Genomic DNA, 25,100 nt, shown 5'->3' on the forward strand with positions numbered 1-25,100 from the left:
CGGGAAAGTCGGTCGCCGCCAGGTCTTCCAGTCCACCCTAAACATATCACAAAATTACCACCGCGGGGTGGAGCAGTCCGGTAGCTCGTCAGGCTCATAACCTGAAGGTCACAGGTTCAAATCCTGTCCCCGCAACCACTGAATTCCACATTGATGTTTTCGCAAGGCTCGCCATAGAGCGTCGCGAAGATCTCGCCACGCTTGTCGCCCGGTGAGAGAACGTTCTTCTCCACCAGCGCGCGAACAGCTTCGGACGCCTCGGCCCGGTCCTCCGGCTGGTTCAGGCTCTCGGTCAGACAGTCCACCTTCTTCTTGAACATCGCCGCGACATTCGGATGAATGTCGAGCGTATCCTCCAGTTCGGAGGAGAGCAAGGCGTTCAGCTCAACCTCGCGGTCGCGAAGCTCCTGCATGCGTGCCTTCATATGAAGGTCGAACATCCCGTTCTCGATCGCGGTCATGATGCCGGCGATGCCTTTCTCGACTTTAGCCAGTTCGGCCTTCCAGCTAGCACTGTTGGCGCGGCGCTCATGATTCAGCCGGTTGGTTTCCTCTGCATAGGCTTTCATCGCCTCAGCAGCCGCTTCGGGCGTCATCAGCTTGTGCTTGAGGCCGGCCAGCACGCGCTCCTCAAGGTCGGGGGGCGCAGGATCGTTGCCTTGTTATGGCAGGAGCGGTTCGCGATCCGGTTCGAGCAGGCATAGCGGTCCTTTTCACGGAGCGAGTAGGTGCCGCCGCAGACGCCGCAGAAGACCATCCCTGAGAATAGGGATTTGGGGCGGCGCATGCCGTTCATCCGATTCGCAGCCGAGGCTCTCACTGCCGAGATAACGTTGACATATTGTGCGGCGATCTTCGCCTGACGCTCGCGGACGGCCTGCCAGAGCGCATCATCCACGATGCGTAGTTCGGGAACCTCGGTGATGATCCATTCAGATTCCGGGTTCAGCCGCGATACGCGCTTCCCGGTTGAGGGATCCTTGATATAGCGGAGCCGGTTCCAGACGAGACGGCCCACGTAAAGCTCGTTGTTGATGATCCCCGTGCCACGCTGGACATGGCCCCGGATCGTGGTGTCGATCCACAGCTTGCCGTTCGGGCCTGGAATGCTCTCGTCGTTGAGCGTGCGCGCGATCGCGCGAGGGCCGATGCCGGCCGCGAAGTCTCGGAAGATCCGACGCACCACATTAGCTTCGTTTGGGGCGATCTCCCGATCGCCCCGTGCGTCCAGCTTCTTGATCACCTTGTAGCCATAGCAGAGCCCGCCTACCAGACTTGCCTTCTTCGACCCGACCGCGCAGGCCGCGATGCGTCTTGGCGGCCAGATCTTTGAGGAACAGGGCGTTCATTCATAGAGTGCGACACGGACCATGGCAGGACTCCGAGCATCATCTTGCAAAAAGAGAGGGTGTCGGAGCTTATCTTACTTCTACCCGCCGGATGGTAGTCAATTCGCTGGCGTCAGCATCACGTTTTTCGGCCTGGCGCTGTTGGATGGCGGGTCCGGGGTCGGTGGCGCTTCTGACGATGATAGCCGCTTCCAGGTTCGGCCGGGCCTTATCCGGAGCAAAGGCGGTGGAAAGACAAGAAGTTTCCTCTCGCGGATGCGCGCGACCGTGCGGCGATCGGGAGCGTCCCGTTCTCTCCGAAATTATGCCACGTCTGGCCCGAATGCGCCCGGTGGTCCTGGCGGTGCCGCCCCACGTCGCGGTGGTCGATCCGGCGTCCGGAAAGGACGCGGGGCCGCCTTCGTGCGGGCACGGCATCTCGCGGGCTGGAATCATGCGAAATCCGGCAGCCGCCGCGTCGTCGTCAAGTCGCGCATGATGCGTGGGCCGGGCCGCGATGGCAGGGCGCGCGCCCACCTCAATTACATCCAGCGTGACGGCACGTCCCGCGAGGGGCAGCGCGGGCAGCTTTACGGGCCGGAAGCCGATCGCGATGCCTTCCTCGAACGCGGGCATGACAACCGGCATCAGTTCCGCTTCATCGTCTCGCCGGAGGATGCCGAGCAGACGCAGGATATGACCGCTTTCACGCGTGACCTGATGAAGCAGATGGAAACGGACCTCGGCACAAAACTCGACTGGGTTGCCGTCAATCATTTCAACACCGGCCATCCTCACGTTCACATCGTCATCAATGGCCGCGACGATCAGGGGGACGATCTGGTCATCAACGGCGATTACATTACCCAAGGGGTGCGGGAACGGGCGACCGAACTGGTGACGCTGGAACTGGGTCCGGAAACAGTGCTGGAGCAACGCCGCAAGCTGGAGAATATGGTTGGGCAGGACCGCTTCACGCGGATCGACCGGCAGTTGCTGGCGTTGGCGGAAGATGGGCCGATCGACATGCGTGGCGAGCAGGGAGGCGATCATGTCCTGCGCCAGCGGCGGCTTGCGAAACTGGAGCGGAGGGGCCTCGCCAGCCAGGCCGAACCCGGTGTGTGGACGCTCGTGCCTGAGACGGAGAAAACGCTGCGCGAACTCGGGGAGCGGGGCGACATCATCCGCGCCTTGAACCGGGCGATGCACGAGCAGGGCCGCGCGCGCGATCCCGGTTTGTTCGTGTTCCATGGCCCGGCTTCACGTGACACGGTGGAGGGGCGGATACTTGACCGCCACCTCTCCGACGAATTGGGCGAAAAAATTGGCCTGGTCATCGACGGGCTGGATGGGCGCACCCATCATGTCGCCGGGATCGACCCGGTTTCGCTGGAAGGGGTACGAAACGGGAGCATTGTCGCGGTCGGCCCTGAGGTCGCAGGCCCCCGTCCCGCCGACCGGGAAATCGTGTCGGTCGCAGGCCGTGACGGTGTCTATCGCGCGGACGCGCATCTTGCGCAGGCACGTTCCATGCCACGTATTCCCGGAGGCGATGCCGACGCCTATGTCGCCTCCCATCTGCGCCGCCTGGAAGCCCTGCGGCGCGCCGGCATTGTCGAGCGGATTGAGGATGGGAGGTGGCAGATCCCCGGCGACTATCTGGAACGGGCTGCGGCGTATGATACGAGCCGCGTGAAACAGATGTCCGTGCGCGTCCTGTCCAGTCTCGATCTCGAGGCCCAGATCATGGCGGATGGTGCGACATGGCTGGATCGGGGGCTGGTCTCGCGCGGCAGGTCGAATATGGTCGATGCCGGGTTCGGTCATGAAGTGACCGAGGCCCGGAAACAGCGTCAGGATGTGCTGATCGAACGGGGTGACGCCTCGCGCGACAGGGAAGGGCATGTCCGCTACCGCAAGGGCCTGCTGGCGACGCTGGAACGGCGGGAACTGGACCGTGTCGGCCAGGAACTGGGGGCATCACGCGGCACGTCATACCGTGTGATGGCGGACGGGGAGAAAATGCGTGGCACGCTGAAAGAGAAGGTCCGGCTGGCGAGCGGAACCTACGCCCTAGTTGAGAACGCCCAGGAGTTCGTGCTGGTGCCCTGGAAGCCTGTCATTGAGAACCGGATCGGCCAGGAGATTGCCAGCGTCATGCGCGCGGGCGCCATGGATTGGCAGCTCGGGCTGGGATTGTGACGATACGTAATCCTACATTGAATTGGTGCAGGATTATTTGATTGAAAAATTCAATTCCCTGTAGAGGATGAAATCATTAATGCACGTTACGCCAAATGTCTTGCATATATCGGGTATTTTTTGGCGCGAGCGTGTTGCACTTGGTTTGGAATCCTCTTTTGTGACGACGACGCGATCTGGTTTGACCATAGCTGCGGCAATAAGAAACGGGTCGCGGCCGATCTGTTCCATCTCAACATCATCCAGATCTGGTGCATACCCAAGCGCTAATACACGCTGCACGGTGTCGCGATCAGGGCTTTCCTCAAGAACTAAAGCCTCCTTTACGTCCGCCCGCTTTAGCCATTCAGCGAGCGCACCGTTCGAAGGCGTGACTTCATTATAGATTTCCTGAGGTATTTTCACGCAGTTCTGGTTTCCCATTTCCAGAAGCCATTCCCAGAACTGAGGAATTCGGTCGATCGGATAGTAGTCTCCGTGAGCACGAATCAGAACGTTTGCGTCGAGCAGATAGAGCGTCATGCAGCGAAGCTTCGCTCTTGAAGAAGGGTGTCGACAGACGTCGGACGCACGCCCAGAATTTTCGCAGCCCTTGTATGGGTCAGTGTTTCACCCTGGAGCGCACGACGAACCACATTCAGAAGGCTTGTTCCCAGGCGATGGCGACGAACCATGTAATACGAAGGGCCACTACCAGTTGATTTCGACGTCCGTTGCTTCTGTTCCCGCCATCGTGCGGCGAATGCCTGAAACACAGCCGCCGCAAGTTCATCGGAAATCTTGCCCGTGTTCGCGAGACGGTAGGTGACCACTGCCTGACTGACATTCCATGTCCGGGCAATATGGGCGGTTGCGGTAATAACTTCCGCTACATTGGCATTGTTCAGATCGGGGAGGAGCGGGTCGGTTTCTCGCGGCAGGAGAAACTCCCCCGCAACCTTGTTGCAGAACCGCTCGATCGCGTTTTCAGATACGCTTCCGAGTGGTCCGCTGATACCGCTTTCACCGATCCAGAGATGTGCGAGTTCGTGCATCAGCGTGAAGGCGCGAGCAGGAGCCGCGTCGTTGTCGTTGATGACGATAAAAGGTGCGACGTCGTCCGCCAGGGCGAACCCACGAAAGATGTTCTCACCGATATCGGAATGATGAGAACCAAGATCGCCCAGCAGAAGGACATAAATCCCCGTCTTTTCCGCTGCCGCGCGGAGCAACGTGAATAGTGCTACCGGATCTTTCGCCGCCCGTTGCTCATCTACAGTGACGGCCAGTGCTGCACGGATCGAAGAGACGACTGGCTGGGAGCCTCTTTTCATGGTCGCCGATCCAACGAATGGGAGGCGTAGCTCTTCGTCCTCGTCTTCCAGCACTTCGCGGAGAAGTTGTTGGCGGGCTTTTACGTCCCGAACCAGAGCGTCGAGCAACGCATTCTCTCGAACCGATCCGCGACTCCCGGCGATTGTACGGAAATCTTCGCCCCGTTCTCCGCGCTGTGGAGGATGGGGAAGGTAGAACGATACCAGCGGACGCCGATATGCCGCAGCCGCTTTCTGGAGAAGTGTCTCAGTCAGGGGGCGCTCGCCCATTTCGATTGCGCGCAGTTTCTCGACGGCTGTCAGCTTCGCGCTGTCCTTCAGCGCAAGCTTTTCCGCTGCCTCCTCAAGGGATAGCCCTGCGGTCTCCCGCGCCCAGGTCATCATCCCAGGATTGATTTGCACGGTGTGGGCCATTGACTCTCAAAAATTATGCCGTCTGTTGTGACTGGATGATCGTACCTTGTGCGAAGAGTACTGCCAAGCGGTGAATGCGTGCGATGCCGGCTGCCGCTCTCATGTGAGCTAATGGTTCATCTTGGATGCGTCGTCCAGAGCAGCAAGGATAACGTTTCCATTGATCCCGATGGCGGTCGTGATGTCGAGGAATTCGATCACATCGATCCGACGTTCGCCGGTCTCGTATTTCGCAACATAGGACTGCGGCTTGCCGAGCCGCTCCGCCAGCGTGGTCTGGGTCAGTCCGTTGCCGCGTCTTGCTGCGATCAGCAGTTCCATGAGACGGTGCTGTCGCGGAGAGCGCAGCGATTTCGGCATAGGGTGCGGTTCCGGTTGAAACTGAGGAACCGTCCCAATAATCCCGTATCGGGATTATCCCATTTCAGGATATGATCTGCGGACCTGAAGGAAAGGGCAGCATCATGACGTCCCAACCCGATAACGGAGCCGCTCCATCCGATGAGGCGCCGGACTGTCCGCTGCTGACGGCGTACGACCATCTCCATCATGTCACCTATCTCCGCCTTCTTGATGCTGAGGAAGCAGGCGCCGAGTGGCGGGAGGTGACACGGATCGTGCTTGGCCGTGATCCGGCAATTGACAGGGATGGAGCGCGCCGATGCTGGGACTCGCATATGGCGCGGGCGAGTTGGATGCGCGACACCGGTTACCGCCAGCTCCTGACCATTCCCGGCGGGAAAACACCGCATTGAACGGTTCATCCGATTTCTTACACAAAGACCGCCGATTGCCGCACGGCTCCTGAATTGTCTTGCCCTGCGCGTGGTTATTCCTCCTGACGGACGGATCATTCTGTCACGGAGGTCTTGATGTCCGCATCCCGTGTGGCCTGGGGCCAAGTGATCCTGGTGCTCGCGATCATGTTTCTGTTCTGGTGGGCTGCGACCGAGTGGACGGCCTGGCGTCTGGAATTCCAGCCTGAGCTTAGGGCACCCTGGTTCAGGCTTGGGCACCGCTGGCCTGTCTACGCACCGCCGCTCTTCTTCTGGTGGTGGTATGAGTTCGATGTCTACGCGCCTGGCATTTTCGTGCATGGCGCGCGGATTGGCGTCGCGGGCGTTATTCTGGCCGTCATTGTGGCTTTCACTCTGTCGATTTGGCGGGCGCGGGCAAGGCGTCGGGTCGAAACCTATGGTTCGGCCCGCTGGGCGATCCTGCATGATATCCGCGCGGCGGGATTGCTGGGCGAGAACGGGGTCGTTCTGGGCAAATATCGCCGGCACTATCTCCGGCATGACGGGCCGGAGCATGTGCTGTGCTTCGCGCCCACCCGCTCCGGCAAGGGGGCAGGGCTGGTTATTCCGACCCTGCTGACCTGGCCCGGTTCGGCCATCATCCACGATATCAAAGGTGAAAACTGGCAGTTGACAGCCGGATTCCGCGCAACCTTCGGGCGCGTTCTGCTGTTCGACCCGACCAATCCGGCATCGGCCGCCTACAATCCGCTGCTGGAAGTCCGTCCGGGGGAATATGAAGTCCGCGATGTGCAGAACATTGCCGATATCCTGGTCGATCCGGACGGCGCGCTGGAGCGGCGCAACCACTGGGAGAAAACCTCGCATGCCCTGCTGGTCGGTGCGATTCTGCACGTGCTTTATGCCGAAGCTGACAAGACGCTCGCCGGTGTGGCGAAATTCCTGTCCGATCCCCGGCGGTCCATCGAGACGACCCTGTCCGCTATGATGCGGACGAATCATCTGGGAGAGAGGGGGCCACATCCCGTCGTGGCCTCGGCCGCGCGTGAACTGCTCAATAAATCGGACAACGAACGCTCCGGTGTGCTCTCCACTGCCATGTCGTTTCTCGGGCTCTATCGTGATCCCGTAGTGGCCACAGTCACCAGAAGATGTGACTGGCGGATTGAGGATCTCGTGTCCTCGGCACCGCCGGTTTCGCTTTATTTCGTCGTGCCGCCGTCAGATATCAGCCGCACCAAGCCGCTGATCCGGCTGATGCTCAACCAGATTGGACGCCGTCTGACGGAAGATCTGGAAGCGGCGGCCACCCGGCGCAACCTGCTTCTTATGCTCGATGAATTTCCGGCTTTCGGGCGGCTGGATTTCTTCGAAAGCGCCCTGGCGTTCATGGCGGGTTATCGGATCCGGGCCTTCCTGATCGCCCAAAGCCTTAACCAGATCGAGAAGGCATATGGGCCGAACAACAGTATTCTGGACAATTGCCAGGTTCGGGTCAGCTTCGCGACCAATGACGAGCGCACCGCCAGACGGGTGTCGGATGCCCTGGGCACAGCGACGGAGCAGCGGGATTCCACCAATTATGCCGGGCATCGCCTGTCGCCCTGGCTTGGGCATCTCATGGTTTCCCGACAGGAAACCGCCAGGCCGCTCCTGACCGTGGGCGAGGTCCAGCAGCTACCCGACCACGAGGAGCTGGTCATGCTATCTGGCTGCCCGCCCATCCGCGCCCTGAAGGTTCGTTATTATCAGGATCGACGCTTTACCATGCGCATCATGCCCCCACCCGATCCGGCGGCGTTCGTGCGGGACGGGGATCCTGCCATTGATGTGTGGTCTGCACGGGTGGTCGCCGATGACACGCTGAGCATGCCGTCGCCCCCGGATACCAGATCCGATGCCGATGATGCCAACAGTGGCGTCCGCCGGGAGCCGGAATTGCCCGAGCATGAGGATATCGCGCCTGAGGGGCATGATCCGGTGGCCGAGTTCGAAATTCCCGACAGCGATTCCGAGGCCGAGGTGCCGCGCGCTGCGGAACTGCGGCGACAGGGGAACATCATCTGTCAGGCCGGCATGGATCGCAATGACGGTCTGGAATTGGGAGGAAACTGACCGTGCACAAGCGCAGCCGACGCCTGAATGTCTATTTCGATCCCGACATCCATAAGCAACTCGAGGCCCGCGCCCTGCGGCGGGATATTTCAAAATCCGCGCTGGTGGAGACGGCGGTGCTGTCGTTCCTGACGGACGATGCCACTGAGAGGCAGGAGGCGGCGACATCGCGCCGCCTCGACCGGCTGTCGCGCCAGATGGCCGGGCTGGAGGAAGATATTTCGATCCTGGCGGAGACAGTCAGCCTGTTCGTCCGGTTCTGGCTGACCAGCACGCCACCGCTCCCGGAGAATGCGCGGGCATCTGCTCGTGCCATGGGGCTTGAACGGTTCGAAGGCTTCCTGACCGCTCTGGAACGCCGGCTGGCGACAGGGGATCGATTCCTGCGCGACCGTCAGCGCGAGGTTGCGGCACGGCAGGATCCGTCGGGAACCGACCCCGCCTGAATGCTCCCAATTACATACGCTTTTACCGCATCCCCCGAGATCCTTGTTGCCAGCCTGTAAATCCGCTCCCTTCTAATAATCCCTGTCGTCGTCCGGAGAGGCCGGATGACCCAAACGGACGGGGATCCCCATGGCGGTTACACCGATTGAGAGCGGGTACCCGACAGCGCGGCATGTCCATGCTGCGCACGGCGATGGGACCGGCGATCGCGGGGCACCTTGCCGATCCCGCCGTGGTCGAGGTGATGCTCAATCCCGATGGACGGCTGTGGATTGATCGTCTGTCCGAGGGGCTGTTCGACACGGGCGACAGGATTATACCCGCCGATGCCGAGCGCATCGTGCGTCTGGTTGCCCACCATGTCGGGGCGGCACCTCGACCGGTAAGACCACGCTGGTCAACGCCTTACTGGCTGAGGTTGCGAAAACCGACGACCGGGTCGTGCTGATCGAGGACACGCGCGAACTGCAATGCGCGGCACCCAACCTCGTGTCCCTGCGCACAAGGGACGACATCGTGACCCTGTCCGAACTGGTGCGCTCGGCCCTGCGCCTGCGGCCTGATCGTATCCCGATCGGTGAGGTGCGCGGTCCCGAGGCACTGGATCTGCTCAAGGCGTGGGGCACGGGTCATCCCGGCGGCATCGGCACGCTGCATGCCGGCACCGCCATCGGCACCCTGCATCGCATGGAGCAACTGATCCAGGAGATCGTCATCACCGTGCCGCGCGCGCTGATCGCCGAGACCATCGACGTGATCGCTGTCCTGTCCGGGCGGGGCACGCAGCGCCGGTTGTCCGAACTCGCCACAGTGGACGGGCTCGACCACGCCACAGGCGCCTATCGCATTCCTTCAATCGATACCGATGGAGATTTCCAATGAACCTCACGCTGTTCCGCGTGCGTCGGCACGCGCCTGCCATCTCCACCATGCTGCTGTTGTCCGTGGTGTGGTGTTCCTCGGCCCTGGCGTCCGGGTCGGATATGCCGTGGGAGGAACCGCTCAACCAGATCCTGGAATCCGTGCAGGGACCGGTGGCGCGCATCGTGTCGGTGATCATCATCACCGTGACCGGCCTGGCCCTGGCCTTTGGCGAAACCTCGGGCGGCTTCCGTCGCCTGATCCAGATCGTCTTCGGACTAAGCATCGCTTTTGCAGCGTCGAGCTTCTTCCTGTCGTTCTTTTCCTTCTCGGGCGGAGCACTGATCTGATGGCCGCCGGATATGACGACGATACCGTGCCGGGCTTCCATGTCCCGGTCCACCGCTCTCTGACCGATCCGATCCTGCTGGGCGGGGCGCCCCGTACGCTGGCGATCGCCAACGGCACGCTGGGGGCTGCGATCTCGCTTGGGCTGCGGCTCTGGCTGGTCGGGGCCGTGTTCTGGGTCATCGGGCACACGCTCGCGGTCTGGGGAGCGAAGCGTGACCCACTTGTTCGTCGAGGTGGGACGGTGGCATCTCCGTTACCCCGCCTGGCTGCGTGCGTGAGGAGGGCAGGGCCATGATGTCCCTTGGCGAATATCGTAACCGTGCCGCCCTCCTGTCGGATTTCCTGCCCTGGGCCGCTCTGGTTGAGAGAGGTGTCGTCCTGAACAAGGACGGTTCCTTCCAGCGTAAGGCAAAAATTCGTGGTCCCGATCTGGACAGCGCCACCCCCGCCGAACTGGTGGGTGTCACCGGACGGCTGAACAATGCCTTGCGCCGTCTGGGCTGTGTTCGTGGAAGCGCAGCGCGTGCCCGCGACAGTATATCCCGAAAGTTATTTCCCCGATGCCGCTTCGCACATGGTCGATCTCGAACGCCGGGAGCAGTTCGAGGATGAGGGCGCGCATTTCGAGAGCCGGTATTTCTTCACGCTGGTCTGGCTGCCACCGGCGGAATCTTCCGGGCGTGCCGAGCGTTTTCTCTATGAGGGCCGGGAGCGAGAGGGACCGGACCCGCACGGCATACTCCATGCGTTCGTGGACCGCTCTGACCGGATGCTGGCCCTGCTGGACGGGTTCATGCCCGAGGCGGCATGGCTCGATGACGGCGAGACACTGACCTATCTGCACAGCACGATCTCCACCCGTAACCAACGCGTCAGGGTGCCGGAAATCCCGATGCATCTTGATGCGTTCCTGGTGGACCAACCGCTGGCGGGTGGTCTCGAGCCGAAACTCGGTGATGCGTATCTGAAAACCCTGACCATCACGGGGTTCCCGTCCCGCACCTTCCCCGGGATCCTGGACGACCTGAACCGGCTGGCCATGCCCTATCGCTGGTCCACCCGCGCTATCCTGCTTGACAAGACCGATGCCACAAAGGTTTTGACGAAAATCCGTCGCCAGTGGTTCGCCAAGCGGAAATCGATCGCGGCCATTGTCCGGGAAGTGATGACCAACGAGGCGTCGGTCCTCGTGGACAACGACGCCGCCAATAAGGCGGCCGATGCCGATCTCGCGCTTCAGTCGCTGAGCGCGGATCATGTCGGGCAGGCCTATATTACCGCGACCGTGACGGTCTGGGATGGCAGCGCCAGCCTTGCGGTCGAGAAACTGCGGCTGGTCGAAAAGATCATTCAGGGTCGGGACTTCACCTGCATGGCCGAAAGCCTGAATGCGGTGGAAGCCTGGCTGGGGTCGTTGCCCGGCCATGTCTATGCCAATGTTCGCCAGCCACCCGTCTCGACGTTGAACTTGGCGCACATGATCCCGCTGTCAGCGGTGTGGGCGGGACCGGAACGCGATACCCATTTTCACGCCCCGCCGCTGTTCTATGGTAAGACCGCCGGGGCCACGCCGTTCCGGTTTTCCCTCCATGTCGGCGATGTGGGTCATACGCTGATCGCAGGACCGACAGGGGCGGGCAAATCTGTGCTGCTGGCTCTGATGGCGCTTCAGTTTCGGCGCTATGCGGGATCGCAGATTTTCGCCTTCGATTTTGGCGGGTCCATGCGTGCGGCGACCTTGGGCATGGGTGGCGACTGGCACGATCTTGGGGGCGGACTGACGGACGAAGGCGATGGTCATCCCGCCGTCGCCCTCCAGCCGCTGGCACGGATTGACGATGTCGACGAACGCAAATGGGCCAGTGAATGGCTGGGGCAGATCCTCGTTGGCGAGGGGGTAACACTGACGCCGGAGGTGAAGTTTCACCTCTGGTCGGCGCTGAACTCCCTGGCGTCCTCGCCCGGGCATGAACGCACGATCTCAGGTCTGGTAGCACTCCTTCAGTCCAATGCCCTGAAGCAGGCACTGGCCTCATACTGCCTTGGTGGTCCCTATGGTCGCCTGCTCGACGCTGATGGTGAGCGGTTGGGTGACGCCGATATGGTGGTATTCGAGACCGAAGGGCTGATTGGCTCCGGCGCGGCGTCATCCGTGCTGTCCTATCTGTTCCACCGCATCGAAGGCCGGTTGGGATGGTCGACCGACGCTTCTGGTCATTGATGAGGGCTGGCTGGTGCTGGATGACGGCGATTTCGCCGGCCAGCTTCGGAAGTGGCTGAAAACCCTGCGCAAAAAGAACGCCAGCGTCATCTTCGCCACACAGTCCCTGTCAGACATCGCCAATTCCCGCATTGCGCCTGCCGTGGTGGAAAGCTGCCCGACCCGGATTTTCCTGCCCAACGAGAGGGCGATCGAACCGCAGATCATGGCGCTCTATCGGGATTTCGGCCTGAATGACCGGCAGATCGCCATCATCGCGCGCGCGGCCTCGAAGCGGGAATATTACTGCCAGACCCAGCGGGGAAACCGTTTGTTCGAACTGGGGCTCGGGCCTGTCGCACTCGCCCTGTGCGCCGCATCCGGCAAGGACGACCACAGACTGATTGATGCGGTTTTGGCGGAACACGGGCGGGACGGTTTTCTCCCCGCCTGGTTCGAGGCGCGTGGCGTCATGTGGGCTGCCGACCTTCTGCGGGAAGGGGGCGTGCCATGAGATATCGTCTGATTCCTGCCGTTATGGTCATTGCTTTTACGGTTTCATCTTCTCCGCCAGCCCATGCCCAGTGGGCGGTCTATGACGGGGCGAACCACGTCCAGAACGTGCTGATCGCGGCCCGGACGCTCCAGCAGATCGACAACCAGATCACGTCACTGGCCAATCAGGCGCAGATGCTGGTCAACCAGGGTCGAAATCTCGCGAGCCTGCCGCTTTCGACATTGTCGACGCTGCAATCAACGATTTCCCAGACGACAGCACTGCTCGCGCAGGCGCAGAATATTGCCTACAGCGTGCAGTCCGTTGAACAGCAATACCAGCAGGCGTACACGTCAGTATCCTCCGGGATGTCCGACAGCGCCCTGTTCTCCCAGGCGCAGACACGCTGGCAGAATTCCGTCGGAGGGTTTGAAGATGCCCTGAAGCTCCAGGCGCGGGTGGTAGGAAACATCCCGAGCGCCAGTTCGGCCATGACCCAACTGGCGTCGGCCAGCCAGAGTTCCACAGGTGCCCTGCAGGCGGCGCAGGCCGGAAATCAGCTTCTGGCCCTGCAATCCCGGCAATTGTCCGACATTCAGGCCGAACTCGCCGCCAACGGCCGGGCGACCGCCCTGCAACAGGCACGCGACGCGGCAACAGAAGCGGAAAGTGACGCGCAGTATCAGCATTTCTCCCAACATGATGCCTACGTGCCAGGCGCGGTGTCCATGTTCGGCGGCAGTGGGAACTGACGGCAATGGCCACGAACGATGTCGGTGTCATCGACACTTTCCTGAATACTTTCACAACCACGATCGACAGTGGCTTCGGCCTTCTGAAAGGAAACGTCATTTCGCTGGCAGGGTCGTTGTCCGTGCTGGACATCGCCCTTGCCGGACTGTTCTGGGCGTGGGTTGCGGATGAGGACATCATCCAGCGGCTGGTGAAGAAGACGCTCTATATCGGGTTCTTTGCCTTCGTGATCAATGATTTTAACCATCTGTCGAAGGTGATGTTCGACAGTTTTGCCCAGCTTGGTCTGAGGGCAGGGGGCGGAACGCTGGCTCTTGCGGATTTTCTCCGTCCTGGCCGACTGGCGTCAACCGGTTTCGATGCCGCCCAGCCGCTTCTGGACTCTGTCCACAACCTGCTGGGTCCAGTCGCCTTCTTTACGAATTTCATCCAGATCTTCGTGCTCTGCCTGTCATGGCTGATCGTGCTGGCGGCGTTTTTCATCCTCGCGGTGCAGCTTTTCGTGGCCCTGATCGAGTTCAAGCTGACCAGCCTCGCCGGTTTTTCGTGCTGATCCCGTTCGCGCTGTTTAATCGCACGGCCTTTCTGGCCGAGAAGGTGCTGGGCAATGTGGTGTCATCGGGCGTGAAGGTGATGGTGCTGGCGGTGATCTCCGCCATCGCGTCCGTCCTGTTCAGGCAGTTCAACACCTCCTACGGTGATGCCGTGCCGACCATCGGTCAGGCGGTCTCTGTCGTGCTGGCCTCGTTGGCGATCGTTGGTCTGTCCATTTTTGGCGGCAGCATCGCCAACGGACTGATCTCCGGCGCGCCCCAGCTTGGAGCGGGTACTGCTGTCGGGACCGGCATGGCCGTGGGCGCGATGGGCGCTGCTGCTGTTGCCGGTGTCGGGGCTGTCGCATCCGGTGGCGCCGCAGCCCTCGGCGCCACGGCTTCTGCCGCGCGGGGCAGGGCCGCGATCGCCGGGGCAGCCACGTCCGCTTATTCGGCCGGAGCCGCAGGCGCGTCTGGCGGCGCGGGCAGCATGGCCGCCGGGATCGGCGGCATGGGCCGGGCCGTCGGTGGGAACGTCGCGAACGCCGTCAAAGGGGCGGCCTCGCGGGCAGGCTCCTCCCTCAGGGAAAGCTACGCCGCCGGTGGACGCTGGGCCGAACGCGGGATGGGCGGTGGCAAGGAAGGCGATGAAACCGATGGCAGCGGGCCGTCTCCATCGGGAGGCATCCCTACCGGTTCTGGTTCGTCTGGTCCCGATGGTGGTGGCAGTCCCGGTCCGACATCTGACGGCGCACCGCCGCGCTGGGCGCAGAAAATGAAGCGCCGCAATGCCGCGACCCATGCCGCCGAGGCCGCCCATGTCATCCGCTCCGCCGATGGCGGTGGCGGAAGTTCCAGCATTGATCTCTCGGAGAAAGAATGATGTTCCGTCGTTCCACCTCAAGTTACGGGATCACGCCCGAACCGGTCACGCCCTATCAGAAGGCAGCGCAGGCGTGGGATGACCGGATCGGCTCTGCCCGCGTCCAGGCTCGTAACTGGAGGCTAATGGCGTTCGGGTCCCTCTTCCTGTCCGCCGGCCTTGGCGCCGGTCTGGTCTGGCAGTCCGCACGCGGCACCATCACGCCGTGGGTCGTGCAGGTGGACCGTCTGGGCGAGGCGCAGGTCGTGGCGCCTGCGACAGCCTCCTATGTGCCGACCGACCCGCAGATTGCCTGGTATCTGGCCCGGTTCATCGAGGATGTCCGCGGGCTATCCTCCGATCCCGTGGTGGTGCGACAGAACTGGCTGCGCGCCTACGCTTTCACCACCACGTCCGGGTGCCCAGGCGCTCAACGATTATGCCCGCCAAAACGATCCCTTTGCCCGTATCGGGCATGAGCAGGTCGAACTGGACGTGTCGTCCGTCATCCGGGCGTCGCCCGCGAGTTTCCGGATTGCCTGGGTCGAGCGCCATTACCGCGACGGGGCCTTTGTCGGCACCGAGCGCTGGACTGCCATTGTTTCGGTCAGGCTCAGCCTACCCCGCGACGCTGACCATCTCCGTAAAAATCCCTTGGCTGTTTTTGTCTCCGCCATCAACTGGTCGAAGGAACTGGGCCAATGATCCGTGGCACTCTTCGTACTCTCCCGCTGCTGGTCCTGCCCCTGGCCGGATGCGCGCAGCACTACCATCCGCCGGTCATCCGCTATGATGGCGCTGTTCAGGCGACACGTCTGCCGGACCCACCGAAACCGGTGCAGGTCGTGGAGGTGCCGCAGCCACTCCCGTTGCCGGGGCAGCTCAAGCCGCTTCCGTCAGCGCGGCGCGTCCACCCTGCGCCCGAGAGGCGGCCGATCCCACCGTTCGGGTAACCCAGGCCAATCTTGCCGCCCGCATCCAGCCGACGCGGGCTGGCTACGTGAACGCGGTGCAGGTTTATCCCTATAGTCCCGGCGCGCTCTATCAGGTTTATGCCGCTCCCGGCGAGATCACCGACATCATGCTCCAGCAGGGCGAAAAGCTGGTTGGCACCGGGCCGGTTGCCGCTGGGGATACGGTGCGGTGGATCATCGGCGATACCGAGAGCGGGGCAGGGGCGACAAAACGCATCCATATTCTGGTCAAGCCGACCCGGCCGGACCTGACCGCCAACCTGATCGTCAACACCGACCGACGGACCTATCTGGCGGAACTGCGCTCGACCCCGGCAACCTATATGGCATCGGTGTCGTGGGATTATCCAGAGGATGACCTGATCGCCCTGAACCGGCAGAACGATGCGGCTGATGACGCCACCCGCGCCCTGGTGCGGAGAACGCTGGCGCGAGGACGACGGGAACTGGCGGGCGGGCGGACACCGACATCTGCGTCATGCCGCCTGACAGGGTGCCATCACGCCGATAACGCGCGAGTCTTCTTCCTTGTCCGCCAGACGCATAAATCCTGCGATTCCAGCGCCCATTTTCCGATCGGATGCACGGCGGTGCCGGAGCGGGTGGGCGGCGGTGAATGGGGGATGGACGTTTTCGCACCCCCACGAAAACGTCCATCCCCGAGAGTGCCATCTCCCGGTCAGCCTTTCCGTGTCGCGTCGTCCCTGCCGGACGGTTCGCCCGCGAGAGGAAAACCACCATAATCCGTCTGCCTGATTTCATACCGCCGCGCCTGTTGCGTACGTCCGAGGCAGCGCATTTCCTCAGTGTTTCCGACCGGGCGCTGGAGAAGCACCGGACGCGGGGAACCGGGCCTGTCTATCACAAGATCGGTGGTCGCGTGGTCTATGCCGTCGCCGACCTGATGGCGTGGCTTGAATCGGCCGCACGCCGTTCCAGCCGTCCGCAGGGCATTATGCCGCCCGCCAGGCCCGGAGAGGAGCGATGACCGCCCCGCGTGCCCAGCTCGAACTGACTTGGATCGAGAAGCGTGTTGAGCAATGGCTGCGCTTTGGCCATCCTGTCGAAGACCGCATCCTGGACCGGCGGCGCAGGCTGATGAGTTTCACGCCGGGCAGTGTGTTTGGCTTTGTCCGCTGGATGGCCAACGACTATGGCACGGTCGTTTCCTGCGTCGACGTGGTGCGCGTCGTTGGTCCTGACGAACCCTGCCAGACCATCCCGTTCGTGCGGCCCGGAGCGGAAAGCCTGCTGCATATCGGCGGTTGGCCGAAGGTTAAACGTGTTCTGGAGACGATCGATGCGGTCGAGGCGATGACCCTCGACCCGGCGGCGATTTCTCTGGATTACTGGCGACAGGTCGGCGCGCGCATTTCCGCCGGGCAGCCGATCTCGCCCTACACGCGAGAGCGCCATCTGGCATGGCTGATGCGTCGGAAGCTGGTTCCATGAGGCGGCGTTCCGTGCTGGCCGTGACGGTCGCCGGGATCGCGATCGTCACCACGTCCGCCTGCATTCATGTCGCGCCGCGACTGCTCTGGAATAAGACCGCCAGTGTTCCGGTCGGGCTGTATTGGCTGCGGCCCGGCGGCGCGCTGCATGTCGGGGATATTACTGCGATCCGTCTCCCGGACAGGCTGGTGTTGTTGCTGTCATCTCGGGGCTATCTGCCGTTTGGTGTCCCGCTTCTGAAGGCTTTGTTGCAAAGTTGGAACGGGGTTAAAAAATGGTAGTTTTTGAGGTTTTTCAGAAGGTGCAGATGCCGAACTGTCATTCGATCAGACGCACTTCTCCCATGATGCCTTCCTGATATTGCTAGGCTCTGGCCTGCCCTTTTTTAAGGCTCTCATGACCTCAAAGCCTCTGAGGGTGGCATAGGCTGTTTTGAGAATTTTGAACCCGCGCACGGGCTTGATCAACTGCTTGAGCTTGCCGTGGTCGGCCTCGATCACATTGTTCAGATATTTGACCTGACGATGTTTCAGATTTCTGGAGAGTTTGCCTTCTTTCTGAAGTTCCGCAATGGCGATCCCGCAGGTCGGAGCCTTGTCGGTATTGATCGTCTCAGGCTTCTCCCAGTCTTTCAGGCCGTTCACGGCCTTGCCCGGGAAGCGTTTGGCCGCCCTGGTATTTCGGGTTGGAGAGAGGTAGAAATCGATCGTATCACCGTCCTTGTCGACCGCTCGGTACAGATACGTCCATTTCCCCTTGACCCTGATATAGGTCTCATCGCCCCGCCAGCTCCACGTGAAAGATGGTCGCTTCCAGTACCAGCGCAGGCGCTTTTCTATCTCAGGCGCATAGCGCTGAATCCAGCGGTAAATCGTCGGGTGATCAACGCTGACGCCGCGTTCACAGAGCATCGTTTCAAAGTCGCGATAGCTGATCCCATACCGGCAGTACCATCGGACGGCCCGGAGGATCACAGCCCCACCAAAATGACGCCCTTTGAAATCGTTCATGCCCACAGCCTCACGCCAAAACCGTCAGCGGTGTCCGTCAGGCAGGCCAAATTTGCAACAGAGCCCTTCATCTTCTATTCCTCAAGGAAGGAGTCCTGAGCCTAAAGATATCCCGAAAGCGTAAGATCTATGAATAAGACTTTATGGAATCACGTCGGTGTTTTCGACAGGATTTTTTATGGTGTTCACCATGCAGGCTGGTCGTCCCGACCGCTCAGACGGCCTGGACGCCCCTTACCATCAAAGAAATCCGGTGCGTTTCTTTGATGCTACTGTTTCAGAGCCTCAACCTCCAATATTCTGCAAAACCTCAAATCCTTCAAAGACTGGCGGCCCTATTGTGAGTTTGCTTCCCTCTCCAGCGGAAGCATGAGCCTGCCGAAACTGTTCCGATTCCGTCCAGGCGACAAAAGCGTCGTATGATTCCCAGACAGTGTGCGAGGCGTAAAGGACATGGTCTTCCTTTGCAGATCCTTTCAGAAACTGGAACGATACGAAACCGGGGACAGTCCGAAGCAGGACATCGCGCTGCAGCCAGCGCTGCCTGAAGGCTTCTTCGCAGTCGGGTGCTACCTTGAAGCGGTTCATGGCGATGTACATTGAGTATTCTCCCTTTTGATTGGAAAGCTGGACGCCATAACGTCATGCGGTGTTATAAAAGGACGGCCAGAATGGTCATGGATATGGACGCGATGTGTTTCGACCCGGAAGATGGCACGAAGCATATCAGTCGTCAGGATCTCGAGCGGCGTGCCTTCAGCATGTACCCTGCCATCGCATAACACGATTATTCGATCTGCGATGGCGGCGGCCCAGTTGAGGTCGTGCAGAACCATCACACACATGCCTTCACCCTGGCGCGTATGTTCACGGGCAATGCCCAGGATCAGTTTCTGACGCGCCAGATCCTGAGCCGAGATGGGTTCGTCCAGCAGCAGAAGTCCTGAAGGGCCCTCCCCCGCGCGAAGCTGCACCAGAACACGGGCGAAATGGGCGCGCTGACGTTCTCCTCCCGAGAGGCTCATGATATCGCGGTCAGCAAGATGGGCGAGCCCCACCTGTTCCAGCGCCTGCATCACTGTTGCGGACGTGGAACGGGCGGGACGGGTATGGGTTCTGTGTAATGCGCCCATTTGCACCAGCTCCCGGATGGAGAAGCGTGCCCGTAGCAGAAAATCCTGCGCCAGCATGGCACGACGCTTCGCAAGCAGATCGGGGGCAAGAGACGGGACATCGTTACCATCAAGTGTGACCTTTCCGCTGAGAGGATGTAGAAGCCCGGCTGCCAGACGCAGAAGTGTGCTCTTTCCCGCCCCATTGGGGCCGACGATCGCAATGATTTCACCCCGGTGCGCGACAACGCTTATATTTTGAAGAAGCATCCGTTCGCCTGCGCGGAAAGACACGTCATTGATCAGAAGTGTCATGAGGGCACGTCTATCTGATGCGCCCGTGCCAGCAGCCATACAAACACGGGTGCGCCGATCGCTGCTGTCACGACCCCCACAGGCACATCGGCTGGAATGGCGATAATGCGTGCAAGCGTATCGGCAATGAGCAGAAGAACCGCGCCCAACAGGGCACTCGCAGGCAACAGGATACGATGATCGGGCCCTGTCACGATGCGAACGAGATGTGGCACTACAACCCCGATAAATCCGATGACACCAACGAAAGCAACGACCGGTCCCGTCGCGACGGCCACCCCGAACATGGCCAGACGTTTGACGCGTTCGACACGATAACCCATCAGCCTGGCATCATCTTCTCCGAGCAGCAGAGCATTCAGGGGAGCGGAGATCAGAGCCATGCTAAAGGCCGCAATCAGAAGGAAAGGTGCGAGAATGAGGATTTGCGACCACGCAGCACCCGACAGACTACCCATTGTCCAGAAGGTCAGATCCCGTAATGCCGTGTCGTTGGCGCGAAAGATCAGAATGCCGGTGATCGCGCTGGCGAATGCACCGAGCGCCACGCCAGCGAGAGTGACCAGGGTGGTCGAAGTCAGTCCGTTGCGTGTGGCGAAGATGTAGAGGAGCGTCGTGCTGGCCAGTCCTCCAGCCATTCCTGCCGCAGGAACGGCCCAGTAAGACAGCAGCCCGGAGCCCAGCGCGGTTCCTCCCATCACGATCACGCTTGCAGCACCAAGCGCCGCTCCGGATGAAACGCCGATGAGGCCGGGATCTGCCAGCGGATTGCGAAAGAGACCCTGCATGACCGCGCCTGAAACGGCGAGCGCGGCCCCGGTCAGCGTGGCGAGAACGACACGAGGGGCGCGGATCTGCGTGATGATCAGCCACGACATATCCTCGTCAGCGCTTCCAGTTGTATGCAGAAGATTGTGAAAACCGATGCCCGTCGCTCCTACCATCAGCGATGCAATGACCGCTGTGACCAAAAGGATTACCAGACCAAGCATGACGCCGATCGGAGAAGGGCGGGCAATATTCATGTCGGCGCAGCCGCCTCGATCATGTGCGCCAGTTCCAGAGCCGCATCAGGGGTGCGGGGACCAAAGCCGAGTAACCGCTCGCCCTCCATGGTGATGATGGCACCCCGTTGGCCCGCAGGCGTGAGACGAAAGCCCGGATCGGCAAACAGGTCCGGGCGGATACTGCTTTCATTCTGAGCCATGGTCAGGATGATATCGGGCTGCAAAGAGGGCAGCGCTTCATCGTCCACGATCTTGTAGCCCTGCATGCCGCTTCCAGCGTTGATCGCCCCAGTCAGGCGAATGACCGCGTCCGCCGCCGTGCCAGACCCTGCAGCGAGTGGATGGCCATTCGTCATGCGCATGATGAACAGCACGCGGCGATTGACGGGGTGGTTGGTGCGCCAATTGGCCAGGGCGCGGAATCCGTCATCGATCCGGGCGCAGAGTGTCTGGCCCGCTGCCTGTGCCCCGACGACATTTGCAAGAAATTCTGTGCGTGCGCGAATGGCTTCAGGAGAGGGGGTGGCATCCACGAAAATGATCGGCCTCCCGGATGCGACCAGTTGCAGAAGAGTTGCGGGTGGACCGGCGTCATTCATGACGAGGATCAGGTCCGGTCGAAGGGAAAGCACGCCTTCGGCGGACAATGCCCGCATGTAACCAACGGATTTCTTTTGCTGAAGCGCCTGTGTGGGCCAGGTCGATGTTGTATCAACCGCAATAATCCTGTCCTGCGCGCCAAGATCATAAAGTGTTTCGGTGATACTGCCCCCAATGCAGATAATCCGGCGCACTGGCCCGATCGTTATCGTGCGTCCACGACAGTCACGAATACTTCGTTCCCCGGCGGCAAGGGCGATCCGCGATATCCCGACCAGCCCAAGACCTGTCATCAGGCTGACAGTAGTACTGAAATGTCTGCGGGTCAGTCCGTCCGGATAACTCTGCATCAGAAGTCGATCCTTGCTGTTACTTTGAAAGAACGTCCAGGCTGGGTGTAGTAGCGTTGCGACAGCGAACTGGATGTCTGGCCGTAAGGAAGAGAGGCGGCATTGTAGTATGCTTTATTAAAAATATTGTACATACCGGCTTGTATACGAAGCGGTCTGTAGAATGATGGGCTGTACCACCCGGTCAGGTCAAACAAAACATAGCCACCGGTTTTCCACTGATTTGTGAGCGTGCCGGTCGTGGTGAGATATTTGGCGTTGTCACGCGAAGAAGCGAACGTAGCGGAAAGATCGGTTCCCCAACGCTCGGTTTTGTATCCAAAGCCGATGATTCCGCGGAATGGTGCGACGGAAGCGAGGTGGAAGTTCATATCGGTATCGCGACCGTCAGTGTAGGCGAATGACCCCCATGTGTGCCAGTGTTTGTCGAAAGCCCAATGGACGTTCGCTTCCGTGCCATAAATGCGGACATGCGCGAGGTTGGTATAGCTATAGCACAGATAGTAACCGCTACACCCGGAAACCCCTTCCATATCGATGTAATTTTTATAGTAATTGTCGTAGAAGGATATATTAAAACCTCTTTCAGAATCACCATATTTTGCACCCACTTCCCATCCTCTGCTGCTTTCCGGTTTGAGATTGGGATTGCCGATGACCTGATAATAAGGTGGTGTGCTGTAGTTGAGGTATTCTTCCGTTGCCGAAGGGGCGCGGTAAGCCTGCGAATACAGCGCATAGAGTGTCAGGTCGTGTGTCACCCTGGCTTCGATGAGCACTTTTGGAGAGAAATGCGAGCCATGAGTACCGTGTGGGAGCCCCGTATAGCCCGCATTGGCCTGATAGGACGCGGTGTTGTGTGGGTCACGCTGGAAGTAATCGAAGCGGAAGCCGGGGGTGATATGGAACCATTCACTGGCTCCTATGCCGATACGATCTTGTAGGAGAGCCCCAAGATCTGTGCCGTGAACTTTCGGCATATCTGAAAAATTGTTGTGAAGATAAGGGCTGGATACCGCCTGCTGGCCAGTCTGAGTCTGGTAGGTATCGGTCAGGAAGACCTCGCCGCCGTAAGTAATTGCATGATGGAGTGGCCCAGTGAAAATATTGTTGGTGGCTGAGCCTTTCACGCCATAAGACTGCACCGGTAGCGTCAGGTGTTCATGGGTATAAGTGGATGCTTTGGCGCTGTCGTTGTTGGTGATATCGGTATCGGTTTTAATCTGTTGCCAGTAGGCGAGGAAATGAGCCTCCCTGAAAAGGGATGTCGGGGTTTCGCCCTGATAATCATAGTCCATGGAAACACGGGAGCGCTGGTTTTCGCTACGGGTCATGTAGCGGTCGGTCGCTGTTGTTTCTGACGTGCGTGTGCGTTCATTATAGTTGTGGTCAAACCATTCGCCTGTCAGGCCGATCCGATGCCCTCCTTCGAAATAATGACGTATTTTTCCGAGAAAACTGCCCTGCGTATAGCTGGCGGGATTTTTCTTGGTACGCGTCCGTCCGTAACCTTCAATATTTCCTTCATTCCCGGTTTCGCTGCCGTTCTGGTACCCACCCTGAAGCAGGAAGACCGTATTGTTGTAGCGTGCCGCAAAGGCCTGATCCAGCAACGCCGCTTCGGCGGCGCCATTATAGGTCAGTTTTGTAATGCCACCGAATGTCTTGCCGGGTTTGAGGATGTCTTCCGGATCAAGCGTGCGCAGAGCAATAACTCCTCCCAGAGCGCCAGTGCCGAAGAAACTGGAATCGGCGCTTTTTACGACGTCAATTGCGCCGAGAGAATTGAAATCAAAGGAGTTTACTCCGCCCTGGGCTGTATTGAACGAACCTGCATAGGCTCCGTCGTTGGCCCAGGGCATACGTACGCCATCAATAGTTGTCAGAATACGGTTCTGGTCAAGGCCACGAATATTAATACTGGAATTGCCCGCGCTGTAATTCACGGAGGCGTCGACACGACGTGAGTAGTCGTCGAGACTGTCGATCTGTCGATCACGAAATGTCTTATAAGTTGTGGTGGTGGTAAGAACGCCGGATTTTCCGACCGAACTGTGATCCCTGTCCGGATCGAACTTCATCGAATCAATGACATCTGTGACACCCTGAATTTTCAATGCCGGCAGAGCAATGGGTGCCGGCGGAGCGGCAGGCGGGGATATTTTGACTTTCTTTCCGGAAGAATAAGAGGGGACATGCAGTTTTTGGGAACTGTCGGTTTCGGTAGCAGCGAAAACGGGTGTCATACCAGCGTAAACAAAGGCTGTCGTTGTCAACATGGAGAGATAGCCCGCATGGAGCGATCGTGAGCGGAACCTTTTCATCCCGGTGGAAACCTTTTTGTCTGGATTTAGTGCAACTAAGAATCGATTGCATCTAAATTCGCTGCGCGGTCTCCGTCAACTGGTTTGGGTGTATTGCGTATGATTATCATTTGCATGTGTCGTGTGGGCCACATCTTTTTCGATATGTTTTTCTTATGTGTTTTACTGAAAGAAAATGTAAGCGAGAAATCGGCATTGCCGCCATTGCTACGTTTTCGGGGAAATTCCATACAAAGCTGGCATGCGGGGATGGTCTGTCAATCGGTCTGAAACGCTGTTGTAACTTTTTCGCGGGAGTGTGAGGATAAAGCTAGCCGCGATGTGAATTGCCCGCATGAATGTATGAGCGCGCCAGTCATATCTGGTGGCCACCAGCCGCCATTCTTTTATTTTTGCAAACATGTTTTCAGTCAGACTTCTCTTTTTTATAAAGATGCCAGTTGTAAGCAGGATTTTCTTTTCTGTTTTTCTTCGGTGGAATACAGGTAGTGGACATTCCGCCCCGCAAGAGACTGCCTGATTCTGTTGCTTTCGTATCCTCGGTCTCCCCAATCCTGCCCTGCAGATCCGTCAGCAGAACATCAGCGCCTCTAAAGTCGGTGACCCGCCTTTCGATCACATGAAAACGGACAGAACGGAGCATGGAGCCTTGAGTTCAGGCCACCTTTTGTTCGTCCGATATGGCGGGGAAAGCCCTTTTTTCAGGGCATTCTGTGATCAGGCTCGGGCCCCATGACCAGATGGCTGGAAGACAGATGATCGGGAAGAAGACGGTTGGGCATCTGTCGTATCTGATGGGTTTCTCCCGAGATTTCCGACTTGGAATGCAGGCAGTCTTTTTGAGAGAATCGCGCTGACAGAGACAGACCGTGCGGGCGTGGGTTTCCGCCTGCGGTGTGTTCGAGCGGTACCGGCAGGTTCCAAAGTCCCTTTCGTGCCTTCCATGTCGACATTCTTTCGACTGTGTAGTTTCCGGCCCTGTCTGTCCGTCTCCTGCGATAGTGTTCTTACCAAGGAGCACTTCTGGGGTGGGGAACTGACGAGAGGGAATGGCATAAAGATTGTTGTGGCTGCTCTGTCAGGTACTGGTGAGTTACGATCTGCAACTGATCAATCGATATGGTAACTTTTGGAAGCGTATCAGAAATATAAATGGGTATTTGTGTTATATTTTTCTTCGTTAGTACATTGAAAGTAAGGATATTTGAAAAGAAACTTCAATATTCCGGTACTATTTTTCAGTTTTGAAAAATAACGTCTCGTGGGGAATTTGGAACTTTCCTTCCTGATGAGGTGGAGACATACTCTTCCCTGAGCCACGAT

Annotated in this window: 20 protein-coding genes, 1 tRNA gene and 7 pseudogenes; 16 read left to right on the forward strand and 12 right to left on the reverse strand. The window is 59.6% G+C overall.

The features are described 5' to 3' along the window. Nucleotides 1-61 precede the first annotated feature (61 nt). Nucleotides 62-138: transfer RNA gene (locus tag GOB90_RS15095), tRNA-Met, on the forward strand. Here the strand turns inward: GOB90_RS15095 and GOB90_RS19700 are convergent. Together GOB90_RS19700 and GOB90_RS19705 are read right to left on the reverse strand one after the other, a co-directional pair. After that, nucleotides 117-623, reverse strand: a complete 507-nt coding sequence (locus GOB90_RS19700; RefSeq protein WP_306309460.1) for a DNA resolvase — start codon at nt 621-623, stop codon at nt 117-119. The two genes, GOB90_RS15095 and GOB90_RS19700, sit on opposite strands and share 22 nt — an antisense overlap. Continuing rightward, nucleotides 596-1,243, reverse strand: coding sequence for a recombinase family protein (locus GOB90_RS19705; RefSeq protein WP_306309459.1), 648 nt, complete (start codon nt 1,241-1,243; stop codon nt 596-598). The genes GOB90_RS19700 and GOB90_RS19705 overlap by 28 nt, the downstream gene beginning before the upstream one ends. A 361-nt stretch (nt 1,244-1,604) precedes the next feature. Between GOB90_RS19705 and GOB90_RS15105 the strand changes: the two genes are divergently transcribed. Beyond that, nucleotides 1,605-3,530 carry a DUF3363 domain-containing protein gene (locus GOB90_RS15105; RefSeq protein ID WP_242012081.1) on the forward strand — a complete coding sequence of 642 codons (1,926 nt, stop codon included), beginning with the start codon at nt 1,605-1,607 and terminating at the stop codon, nt 3,528-3,530. A 33-nt stretch (nt 3,531-3,563) separates the two neighbouring features. On the opposite strand, the gene GOB90_RS15110 is transcribed toward GOB90_RS15105, so the two are convergent. From GOB90_RS15110 to GOB90_RS15120, 3 genes are all read right to left on the reverse strand, one after another. Continuing rightward, a complete protein-coding gene (locus GOB90_RS15110; RefSeq protein ID WP_146892707.1) occupies nt 3,564-4,052 on the reverse strand; it encodes a DUF4411 family protein in 489 nt (162 codons plus the stop codon). After that, on the reverse strand, nt 4,049-5,245 hold the full coding sequence (locus GOB90_RS15115; RefSeq protein ID WP_261766040.1) for an XRE family transcriptional regulator: 1,197 nt from the start codon (nt 5,243-5,245) through the stop codon (nt 4,049-4,051). The genes GOB90_RS15110 and GOB90_RS15115 overlap by 4 nt, the downstream gene beginning before the upstream one ends. A 120-nt stretch (nt 5,246-5,365) precedes the next feature. After that, nucleotides 5,366-5,617: a helix-turn-helix domain-containing protein gene (locus GOB90_RS15120; protein WP_146892702.1), complete on the reverse strand. Its 252-nt coding sequence runs from the start codon at nt 5,615-5,617 to the stop codon at nt 5,366-5,368. A gap of 104 nt (nt 5,618-5,721) precedes the next feature. On the opposite strand from GOB90_RS15120, the gene GOB90_RS15125 reads away from it, so the two are divergent. From GOB90_RS15125 to GOB90_RS15190, 14 genes and pseudogenes are all read left to right on the forward strand, one after another. Further along, the gene (locus GOB90_RS15125; protein ID WP_146892700.1) at nt 5,722-6,012 is read left to right on the forward strand and encodes a DNA -binding domain-containing protein; all 291 of its coding nucleotides are present in this window, start codon (nt 5,722-5,724) and stop codon (nt 6,010-6,012) included. A gap of 117 nt (nt 6,013-6,129) precedes the next feature. Beyond that, nucleotides 6,130-8,130 (forward strand): conjugal transfer protein TraG, encoded by a 2,001-nt coding sequence (locus tag GOB90_RS15130; RefSeq protein WP_146892697.1) that lies wholly within the window; start codon nt 6,130-6,132, stop codon nt 8,128-8,130. Between the two features lie 2 nt (nt 8,131-8,132). Next, nucleotides 8,133-8,576: a CopG family transcriptional regulator gene (locus GOB90_RS15135; protein WP_146892695.1), complete on the forward strand. Its 444-nt coding sequence runs from the start codon at nt 8,133-8,135 to the stop codon at nt 8,574-8,576. A 179-nt stretch (nt 8,577-8,755) separates the two neighbouring features. Further along, a pseudogene (locus GOB90_RS15140) lies at nt 8,756-9,459 on the forward strand (ATPase, T2SS/T4P/T4SS family). Then, nucleotides 9,456-9,788 carry a TrbC/VirB2 family protein gene (locus GOB90_RS15145; RefSeq protein ID WP_146892693.1) on the forward strand — a complete coding sequence of 111 codons (333 nt, stop codon included), beginning with the start codon at nt 9,456-9,458 and terminating at the stop codon, nt 9,786-9,788. The pseudogene GOB90_RS15140 and the gene GOB90_RS15145 overlap by 4 nt, the downstream one beginning before the upstream one ends. Next, nucleotides 9,788-10,067 (forward strand): annotated as a pseudogene (locus GOB90_RS15150) (VirB3 family type IV secretion system protein). The gene GOB90_RS15145 and the pseudogene GOB90_RS15150 overlap by 1 nt, the downstream one beginning before the upstream one ends. A gap of 13 nt (nt 10,068-10,080) precedes the next feature. Continuing rightward, a pseudogene (trbE, locus tag GOB90_RS15155) lies at nt 10,081-12,503 on the forward strand (conjugal transfer protein TrbE). Next, the gene (gene trbJ / locus GOB90_RS15160) at nt 12,500-13,237 is read left to right on the forward strand and encodes a P-type conjugative transfer protein TrbJ (RefSeq protein ID WP_146892691.1); all 738 of its coding nucleotides are present in this window, start codon (nt 12,500-12,502) and stop codon (nt 13,235-13,237) included. The pseudogene trbE and the gene trbJ overlap by 4 nt, the downstream one beginning before the upstream one ends. 5 nt (nt 13,238-13,242) lie before the next feature. Then, a pseudogene (gene trbL / locus GOB90_RS15165) lies at nt 13,243-14,654 on the forward strand (P-type conjugative transfer protein TrbL). Further along, nucleotides 14,654-15,338, forward strand: a pseudogene (trbF, locus tag GOB90_RS15170) (conjugal transfer protein TrbF). The pseudogenes trbL and trbF overlap by 1 nt, the downstream one beginning before the upstream one ends. Beyond that, a pseudogene (locus tag GOB90_RS15175) lies at nt 15,335-16,008 on the forward strand (TrbG/VirB9 family P-type conjugative transfer protein); the annotation flags it as partial. The pseudogenes trbF and GOB90_RS15175, both read left to right, overlap by 4 nt. 374 nt (nt 16,009-16,382) lie before the next feature. Beyond that, a complete protein-coding gene (locus GOB90_RS19295) occupies nt 16,383-16,595 on the forward strand; it encodes a helix-turn-helix transcriptional regulator (protein WP_373322070.1) in 213 nt (70 codons plus the stop codon). Next, nucleotides 16,592-17,059: a DUF2840 domain-containing protein gene (locus GOB90_RS15185; protein ID WP_146891901.1), complete on the forward strand. Its 468-nt coding sequence runs from the start codon at nt 16,592-16,594 to the stop codon at nt 17,057-17,059. Before GOB90_RS19295 ends, GOB90_RS15185 begins: the two co-directional genes overlap by 4 nt. Further along, complete coding sequence (locus tag GOB90_RS15190) at nt 17,056-17,340, forward strand: hypothetical protein (protein ID WP_373322068.1); 285 nt, start codon at nt 17,056-17,058, stop codon at nt 17,338-17,340. The genes GOB90_RS15185 and GOB90_RS15190 overlap by 4 nt, the downstream gene beginning before the upstream one ends. Before the next feature lie 37 nt (nt 17,341-17,377). Here GOB90_RS15190 and GOB90_RS15195 read toward each other — a convergent pair. The 7 genes and pseudogenes from GOB90_RS15195 to GOB90_RS18890 all read right to left on the reverse strand — a co-directional run bounded on the left by GOB90_RS15195 (nt 17,378) and on the right by GOB90_RS18890 (nt 24,420). Beyond that, a pseudogene (locus GOB90_RS15195) lies at nt 17,378-18,069 on the reverse strand (IS6 family transposase). A 285-nt stretch (nt 18,070-18,354) separates the two neighbouring features. Continuing rightward, on the reverse strand, nt 18,355-18,669 hold the full coding sequence (locus GOB90_RS15200) for an antibiotic biosynthesis monooxygenase family protein (RefSeq protein WP_146891907.1): 315 nt from the start codon (nt 18,667-18,669) through the stop codon (nt 18,355-18,357). After that, on the reverse strand, nt 18,654-19,496 hold the full coding sequence (locus tag GOB90_RS15205) for a heme ABC transporter ATP-binding protein (protein ID WP_146891910.1): 843 nt from the start codon (nt 19,494-19,496) through the stop codon (nt 18,654-18,656). Before GOB90_RS15205 ends, GOB90_RS15200 begins: the two co-directional genes overlap by 16 nt. After that, entirely contained in the window at nt 19,493-20,521 is a 1,029-nt protein-coding gene (locus tag GOB90_RS15210; protein ID WP_146891913.1) for a FecCD family ABC transporter permease, read from the reverse strand. Before GOB90_RS15210 ends, GOB90_RS15205 begins: the two co-directional genes overlap by 4 nt. Further along, entirely contained in the window at nt 20,518-21,453 is a 936-nt protein-coding gene (locus GOB90_RS15215; protein WP_242012082.1) for a heme/hemin ABC transporter substrate-binding protein, read from the reverse strand. Before GOB90_RS15215 ends, GOB90_RS15210 begins: the two co-directional genes overlap by 4 nt. Further along, nucleotides 21,453-23,732 carry a TonB-dependent hemoglobin/transferrin/lactoferrin family receptor gene (locus GOB90_RS15220; protein WP_146891916.1) on the reverse strand — a complete coding sequence of 760 codons (2,280 nt, stop codon included), beginning with the start codon at nt 23,730-23,732 and terminating at the stop codon, nt 21,453-21,455. The genes GOB90_RS15215 and GOB90_RS15220 overlap by 1 nt, the downstream gene beginning before the upstream one ends. Before the next feature lie 451 nt (nt 23,733-24,183). After that, the gene (locus GOB90_RS18890) at nt 24,184-24,420 is read right to left on the reverse strand and encodes a hypothetical protein (RefSeq protein ID WP_198912635.1); all 237 of its coding nucleotides are present in this window, start codon (nt 24,418-24,420) and stop codon (nt 24,184-24,186) included. Nucleotides 24,421-25,100 lie beyond the last annotated feature (680 nt).

This window comes from Acetobacter oeni, assembly GCF_011516825.1.
GTDB lineage: Bacteria > Pseudomonadota > Alphaproteobacteria > Acetobacterales > Acetobacteraceae > Acetobacter > Acetobacter oeni.

Excerpts from the sequence above, each read along its gene's own strand:
- GOB90_RS15215 (WP_242012082.1), bottom strand. The coding sequence starts at position 21,453 with ATGCAGAGTTATCCGGACGGACTGACCCGCAGACATTTCAGTACTACT.
- GOB90_RS15190 (WP_373322068.1), top strand. The coding sequence starts at position 17,056 with ATGAGGCGGCGTTCCGTGCTGGCCGTGACGGTCGCCGGGATCGCGATC.
- GOB90_RS15105 (WP_242012081.1), top strand. The coding sequence starts at position 1,605 with ATGCGCGCGACCGTGCGGCGATCGGGAGCGTCCCGTTCTCTCCGAAAT.
- GOB90_RS15185 (WP_146891901.1), top strand. The coding sequence starts at position 16,592 with ATGACCGCCCCGCGTGCCCAGCTCGAACTGACTTGGATCGAGAAGCGT.
- GOB90_RS18890 (WP_198912635.1), bottom strand. The coding sequence starts at position 24,420 with ATGCTCCGTTCTGTCCGTTTTCATGTGATCGAAAGGCGGGTCACCGAC.
- GOB90_RS15210 (WP_146891913.1), bottom strand. The coding sequence starts at position 20,521 with ATGAATATTGCCCGCCCTTCTCCGATCGGCGTCATGCTTGGTCTGGTA.
- GOB90_RS15200 (WP_146891907.1), bottom strand. The coding sequence starts at position 18,669 with ATGTACATCGCCATGAACCGCTTCAAGGTAGCACCCGACTGCGAAGAA.
- GOB90_RS15145 (WP_146892693.1), top strand. The coding sequence starts at position 9,456 with ATGAACCTCACGCTGTTCCGCGTGCGTCGGCACGCGCCTGCCATCTCC.
- GOB90_RS15220 (WP_146891916.1), bottom strand. The coding sequence starts at position 23,732 with ATGTTGACAACGACAGCCTTTGTTTACGCTGGTATGACACCCGTTTTC.
- GOB90_RS15125 (WP_146892700.1), top strand. The coding sequence starts at position 5,722 with ATGACGTCCCAACCCGATAACGGAGCCGCTCCATCCGATGAGGCGCCG.
- GOB90_RS15120 (WP_146892702.1), bottom strand. The coding sequence starts at position 5,617 with ATGCCGAAATCGCTGCGCTCTCCGCGACAGCACCGTCTCATGGAACTG.
- trbJ (WP_146892691.1), top strand. The coding sequence starts at position 12,500 with ATGAGATATCGTCTGATTCCTGCCGTTATGGTCATTGCTTTTACGGTT.
- GOB90_RS15205 (WP_146891910.1), bottom strand. The coding sequence starts at position 19,496 with ATGACACTTCTGATCAATGACGTGTCTTTCCGCGCAGGCGAACGGATG.
- GOB90_RS15110 (WP_146892707.1), bottom strand. The coding sequence starts at position 4,052 with ATGACGCTCTATCTGCTCGACGCAAACGTTCTGATTCGTGCTCACGGA.
- GOB90_RS15130 (WP_146892697.1), top strand. The coding sequence starts at position 6,130 with ATGTCCGCATCCCGTGTGGCCTGGGGCCAAGTGATCCTGGTGCTCGCG.